This window comes from Nakamurella sp., assembly GCF_048594475.1.
Classification (GTDB): domain Bacteria; phylum Actinomycetota; class Actinomycetes; order Mycobacteriales; family Nakamurellaceae; genus Nakamurella.
This window is the reverse complement of the sequence record NZ_JBMDXT010000185.1, coordinates 1-6,140: the sequence shown is the minus strand read 5'-3', so window position 1 is coordinate 6,140 and position 6,140 is coordinate 1. Positions and strand designations below refer to the sequence as shown.

The 6,140-nt window shown below is 76.5% G+C and carries 4 protein-coding genes and 1 pseudogene; 1 reads left to right on the top strand and 4 read right to left on the bottom strand.

Annotated elements, in window-relative coordinates; genetic code table 11:
- Positions 1-144: 144 nt before the first annotated feature.
- The 4 genes from ACOJUF_RS08975 to ACOJUF_RS08960 all read right to left on the bottom strand — a co-directional run bounded on the left by ACOJUF_RS08975 (position 145) and on the right by ACOJUF_RS08960 (position 5,581).
- The gene (locus tag ACOJUF_RS08975; RefSeq protein ID WP_420121518.1) at positions 145-3,066 is read right to left on the bottom strand and encodes an AfsR/SARP family transcriptional regulator; all 2,922 of its coding nucleotides are present in this window, start codon (positions 3,064-3,066) and stop codon (positions 145-147) included.
- A gap of 188 nt (positions 3,067-3,254) precedes the next feature.
- Positions 3,255-3,506 (bottom strand): hypothetical protein, encoded by a 252-nt coding sequence (locus ACOJUF_RS08970; protein ID WP_420121517.1) that lies wholly within the window; start codon positions 3,504-3,506, stop codon positions 3,255-3,257.
- A gap of 66 nt (positions 3,507-3,572) precedes the next feature.
- A complete protein-coding gene (locus tag ACOJUF_RS08965; RefSeq protein WP_420121516.1) occupies positions 3,573-4,571 on the bottom strand; it encodes a C45 family autoproteolytic acyltransferase/hydolase in 999 nt (332 codons plus the stop codon).
- A 65-nt stretch (positions 4,572-4,636) separates the two neighbouring features.
- Complete coding sequence (locus ACOJUF_RS08960; protein ID WP_420121515.1) at positions 4,637-5,581, bottom strand: DNA-3-methyladenine glycosylase family protein; 945 nt, start codon at positions 5,579-5,581, stop codon at positions 4,637-4,639.
- 201 nt (positions 5,582-5,782) lie between these two features.
- On the opposite strand from ACOJUF_RS08960, the pseudogene ACOJUF_RS08955 reads away from it, so the two are divergent.
- Positions 5,783-6,140, top strand: a pseudogene (locus ACOJUF_RS08955) (hypothetical protein); the annotation flags it as partial.

Genomic DNA, 6,140 nt, shown 5'->3' with positions numbered 1-6,140 from the left:
CGGCGGTGGGCGACGCCGGGGCCCGGCGGGCCGACGAGGCCGCGGCCGACGCGGCCGAGCGGGCCGCGCGGCCGCTGACGGGATGACCCGGCGGCCGGATCGGACGGTCGGGATCCCTTGGAGCCGGACGCATCCCGCCGGGGATCAGATCCAGTCGGGGGTGAAGCGGCCCGGATCGCCCAGGCCGAGCCGCTCGCCACTGGCCCACCAGGTGGCGAAGTCCCCGGGATCCACCGTCCTGCGGAGCCCGTCGAGCACCGGCCGGGTGAACTCGTGCCAGGGCCAGTCCCGGCCGAGCCGCCGGTTCATCGCCGCGGACGCGCCGAGACAGCGTACTGCCTCGGCGGTCTCACCCGCCGCCGCGCGGATGGAGGCGCGGGTCTCGATGGTGTCGGCCACCGCCAGCGCGCCCAACCGCCGATGGGTCAGCAGCAACTCGTCGGAGTGCGCGAGCGCGGCGGCGGGGTCGCCGCCGGTCAACGCCGTGATGGCCAGCGCGACGAGGGCGAAGAGCGCGGCGATGTCGTTGCCCAGGGCCTCGTTGTCGCGGAGCACCTGCCGGGCCTGCGCGATCCCGGCCGCCCGATCACCGGTGAACGACCAGTTGGCCGACCGGATCGCCCGGGCCACCATCGTCAGGTGGGGCCGGCCCGCGGCGCCGTCCCAGGCCAGGATGGTGTCGACGAAGTCGGCGGCCACGTCCCAGATGTCACCGGTCCAGGCGGCGGCGGCCGCGACCAGCAGCGCGGTGGCCACCGCGTCGCTCCGGGCGGCCGGGGCACCGGCGAGGACCGGCCGGCAGCGGCGCAGCAGGGGTGCCGCCTCGGCGCCCCGGTGGCGCAGCGCCAGCACGCTCCCGGCGGCCGCCTCGGCCAGCGCGCGATCGACCGGATCGGCCGCCACGCGGTCCACGGCCGCCCGGAACCGGTGCACCCGGTGCTGAGCCTCGGCCAGCCGGCCGCGGTCGTACCAGTAGAAGATCAGCCCGCCGAACACATCGAACATCCGCCGATCCGGCCGGCGGTCCAGGGTCGATTCCAGCGTGGCGTGCAGCGCCGCGGCGGAGTCGTCGAGCCAGCCGAGGGCGTCGGCGTGGCCGCGCCGGCCGTCCAGCGGCGCCGCCGCGAGCCGGGCGAGCAGCCAGCCGTCGCGGGCGATCTCGGCCGCGTCCCGCTCGTCCGGGCCCAGTTCCTCGGCGGCGTGCGCCCGGATCGGCACGAGCTGCTGGAACGTGGTGGACCCACCGGTCCGGGCCGGCCGCGACGAGGTGAGCAGGGAACGGTGCACCAGCCCGCCGACCAGGCTCAGGGCGGCGTCGCCCCGCAGCGGTGGCCCGGCGCACAGCGCCGCCGCGGCGTCGAGGGCGAACGGACCCGGGATCACCGCGAGCCGCCGGTGCAGGATCTGCTCGTCCCGGCGGGCCAACCGGTATCCCCAGTCGACCGTCTCCCGCATGGACGCCTGCCGGGCCGGCCCGGCGCCCCGCCGCGCCAGCCCGGCCGGGTTGCGCTCGAGATCGGCCAGGATCTCGGCCAGCTCGAACGTGCGGGCCTGGGCGGCGGCCAGCTCGATGCCCAGCGGCAGACCCCCGACCGCCGCGCAGATGCGCGCGATCACCTCGTCGTCGGCGGTCGCGCCGGTGTCGCCGTCCCCGTCCTCGTCGTCGTCCCCGTCCCCGTCGCCGTCTCCGTCACCGGCGGCGCGGACCGCGGTGACGGCTCCGGCCCGTTCGACGAACAGCTGCACGGCCGGCGCGAGGTCCGCGTCCGGAGCGGCCCGGACGGGCAGCGGACCGACGGCGTGACGGCGTTCGCCCGGCAGGTCGAGCGGCTCCCGGCTGGTGGCCAGCACCCGGACCCCGGGGCAGCGGGTGCCGAGCTCGTCGACGACGGCGGCGGCCGCGGCCACCACGTGTTCACAGTTGTCCAGCACCACCAGTACCCGGCGATCGGCCAGATGGTCGGCGACGGTGTCCAGCGGCGTCCGGTCGGGCCGGCCGGCGAGTGCGAAGGCTCCGGCCAGCGTCGCCTCGACCAGATCGGGACCGATCGGGGCGAGGTCGACGAACCGCACGCCGTCGGGAAACGCCGGCGCCGCCACGTGCCCGACCTCGACGGCGAGCCGGGTCTTGCCGGCCCCGCCCGGGCCGACCAGGGTGATCAGTGCGCTGCCGACGAGATCGTTCGTGATGCGGGCGATGTCGTCGGCCCGGCCGATCAGCGACGTCCGCCGGCGGGGCAGGCGGCCGGCGGTGGACGGGGCGGGCCGGGTGCCGGTCCGGTCGCGTCCGGGACGGGTCTCCAGGCCCAGCCCGGGGTCGTGGTCCAGGACGCGCCGGTGCAGCTCGCGCAGCTCGGGGCCGGGATCGACGCCCAGTTCCTCGGCCAGCACGGCCCGGGCCCGGCCGTAGACGGCGAGCGCGTCCGCGGGCCGGCCGGACCGGTACAACCCGGTCATCTGCAGCACCCGGAGGTGTTCGTGCAGCGGATGCTCCGCGAGCAACGGATCGAGCGCGCCGACCGCCTCCTCCGGCCGCCCCAGGTCGAGCAGGGCCTGCACCCGCAGGACCGCGACGTCGAGGCGGGCGGCCGCGAGCAGGTGGCGGGCCTCACCGAGCCACCCCGTGTCGGGCACCTGCGCGTACGGCTCCCCGCGCCACAACGCCAGCACGCCGCTCGCGTGGGTCAGGACCTCATCGGGCCGGCCGGCCGTCGCCGCCGCGCGGAGGCGGGGGACGGCCGTCCGCAACCGGGCCGAATCCACACCGGCCGGTGGAAGGTCGAGCCGGTAGCCCGCCGGTTCCCGGCGCAGGACGACCGGCTCGGCCCGGGCCGCCCGGCCGGGCTCCAGCTCCTTGCGCAGGCGCCAGATCAGCGACTCCAGCAGCTGTCCGGCCCGGTCGGGAGCCTTCCGGCCCCAGACCGCCTCGATCAGGGTGGCCGGCGGGAGGACCTCGCCGGTCCGGTACGCGAGCGGGCCGAGCACCGCGGCCAGCCGCCCGTGGCCGACGGCCGACGGCAATCCGTCGAGCTCGACCGTCAGCGGTCCGAGATCCCGGATCTGCACCGGCCCAGCGTAGGGCGCGTTGACCAGTCAGGCGGCGTCGCCGGTGGCCTGCGCCCGTCCGGCCGGCTCCCTGGCGGCCTCGCCGGCCCGGCCGGCTCCAGGGTGCCCGGAGACCGGCCGGGCGGTCGCGCGTCCCGGCCGGACGCGATCGGGCCCGGGTGCCGGGACGACCCGGTCGGGCGCCGGTGTCACGGGCTGCGCCAGCGCTCCCAGGCCGCCTGCCGGGTGGTGCCGGCCAGCTCCCCGACACCGGCCCACGAACCGGCGGCCGCAGTGGACCGGGCGGCGATGCCGACACACTCGCCGGCCACCGACGTCATCCGTAGCAGGTGGGTGAAGGCGGCCGGTTCCCCCCGCCCGGCCAGCGTGCGCATGGCCAGTTCGGCCAGTGCGGCCAGCTCGTCGGAATCGGCGGCGGCCAGCTCCTCGCGGCTCCACATGCGACGGTTCCCTCCCGCGGTGCTCCGGTCGTGTGGGGACGACGATGCCGCAGCGGGCGGGAACCTTCAAGCCGCCGCGGCTCCCGTGGCCCGGTACCTGGCCTCGTGGGTCCCGGCCGGTGAGTCGAACCCGAGCGTCCACCTCGACCCCGGCCAGGCGTACTCGACGGTGCCCACGGCCGGCCGGTAGGCGGCGGTGTAGATCGTGCCGAAGCCCCGGTCGAATTCCGTGTTGTACAGCGGTGACCGCAGGAACGCGTCGACGGCGGCCGCCGGTCCCGGTGCGGCGGCGAGCAGGGACAGCAGCGCCCGCTGCCGTTCGACGCTGCGGAAGCGGGCCGCGTGGGCCGGATCCCGCGGGGTGGTGCCCCGGTGGTTGGTCACCGCGGCCAGCTCGAACACCTCGGCCGGGGCACCGGGCCGCACCAGCACCGTGCGCCGCTCGCCGGACCGGTCGAGCAGGGTGATGTTGTAGGCCATGTGCACCGGGATCCGGCGCAGCACCGCCACCGCCTCCGCGACCGTGCCGGCCGTCTCCAGGACGTAGCGGATCACCAGCGGGATGCCGAAACCCGTTCCGCTGCCGGCCTCACCGGCGAACGTCAGCGACGCGACCAGGCCGTCCTCGTTCATCCCGTCCAGCAGGCCCCACAGGCAGTCACCCGTCCCGATGATCTGCCGGCCGGTGAAACGACTGGAGTAGACGACTCTTTCGCACAGGTCGGGGTGGTAGTCGTAGTTGCGGACGAGGATCGGGTCGGGTCCGGGGACGGCGACCTGTGCGCACCCGGGCAGGAAGCGCGGCGGGTCCCAGAGGGTGAGCATCCGGGCCGCGACCGGGTCGCCCGAGGTCAGGTCGACCAGGGCCGACCAGGTGGGGACGAGTTCGGGCATGTGCCGGCGCAGGGCGGCCCGGGCGTGCTCCGGTCCGGGCCGGGCGGCATCCCCGTCCTGGAGATACCAGGCGCGGTAACCGGGCCAGAGGGCGGCGAAGAGCGCCTGCCAGCGCGGGCCGGGCTCGGGTTCGTCGATCAGGTGGAAGGTCAGGGTGTCGGGGTGGGTCATGCCGTCAAGGTATCCCTGACACCACCCGGTCTGTCAAGGCAAGCCTGACAGATGGCGAGGATCGATCAGTGCCGGCGGTGGTCGACCCGTGCGGCCCGATGACCGAAGCGGGGCTTGCGGAAACCGCTGGATTCGATGAGGCGCATGACCCGCTGGCGGTGCCCCCGCCAGGGTTCCAGCAGCTCGAGCATGCCGTCGTCGTCGACAGGCTGGCCGGCCAGCGCCCAGCCGACCAGCGCCGGGAGGTGGTAGTCGCCGACGCTGACCGTGTCCGGATCGCCATGGGCGCGCTGCACGATCTCGGCCGCGGTCCACACGCCGACGCCGGGGACCGAGCGCAGGGCGGCGGTGACCTCGGGCCCGCCCCGGCCACGCGCGACGGTGCGCTGCAACCCGTCGGCCACCCTGGTGGCGCGCATCACCGTGCCGGAGCGGGCCGGGTCGACGTTGGCCCGATGCCATTCCCAGGACGGTACGAGCCGCCAGCGGTCCGCCGGCGGGACGACCCGCAGGCCGGCCGGCGCGGGCCCCGGGGCCGCCGAACCGAACCGGTTCACCAGCGTGCGCCAGGACTGTCGCGCGTCGGCCCCGACGACCTTCTGCTCCAGAACGGCCGGCACCAGCACCTCGAACACCAGCGCGGTCCGCGGGATCCGCAGGCCGGGGTGGGCCCGCCGGCTCTCGTGCAGCAAGGGGTGACCGGAGGTGTCCAGATCCGACCAGTCGTCGTCGGCACCGAGCAGTTCGGGCACCTGGGCGGTCGCCCACTCGGCTCCCGGACCCCATGCCGTGGAGCGCACCTCACCCCGGTGCCGGGTGTCCAGGTGGATGGTGACCGGGCCGTGCGGGGTGAGCGCCGTGCGCCAGATGCCGCCGGCGTCGAACCGCAGCGTGGGATCCAGGCTGCCGCGGCGCAGCGGCCACAGCACCTGCGCCGGCGCGACCGGGTGCGGTGGCCGCCAGGTGCTCTGGACCGGCCGGTCGTCGGCGGGCGCGGGGGCCTGGGACACGACCGCCACTGTGCCACGCGGGTCCGACGGTCCGGCCGGGCCGGGCGCCGGATGATCAGGATCCCGCCGGTGGGGTCGGGATGGCCGGATGGAATCCGGTCGGGGCACCGACGATCGACAGGGACCGCACAGCCTGCGGACAGGTGGGCCTCGCACGCTCGATGTCGGCCGGGAGACGACCGGCCGGACAAGGAGCATCGCATGACCCGCCACGACGAGGAATCGCCCGGATCGGGCGCCACGCCGGCCGACCGAACGCCGGGCTCGAGCGGACCGGCCGGAGCCGCCGGCGCCGACCGGCCGTCCGACATGACCGGTAGCTGGGCCTTCATCTCGCCGTTCGCCGCGTCGCCCGGGCCCTACGTCACGCCCGGACCCGACCGCCCCGCCGCCGACGGCCCGGCCGGTCCCGATGGCCGTCCCGCCGACCCGCCGACCGGTCCGCTGGCGGCCGCGCCCTTCGGCCGGCCCGAGTGGGGACCGGGTGGCGGCCCGGGGTGGCAGAACGCCGCCACCGGCGCGGTCGGCGGCGGGTCGTGGGTCCCCGGCGGCCCGTACC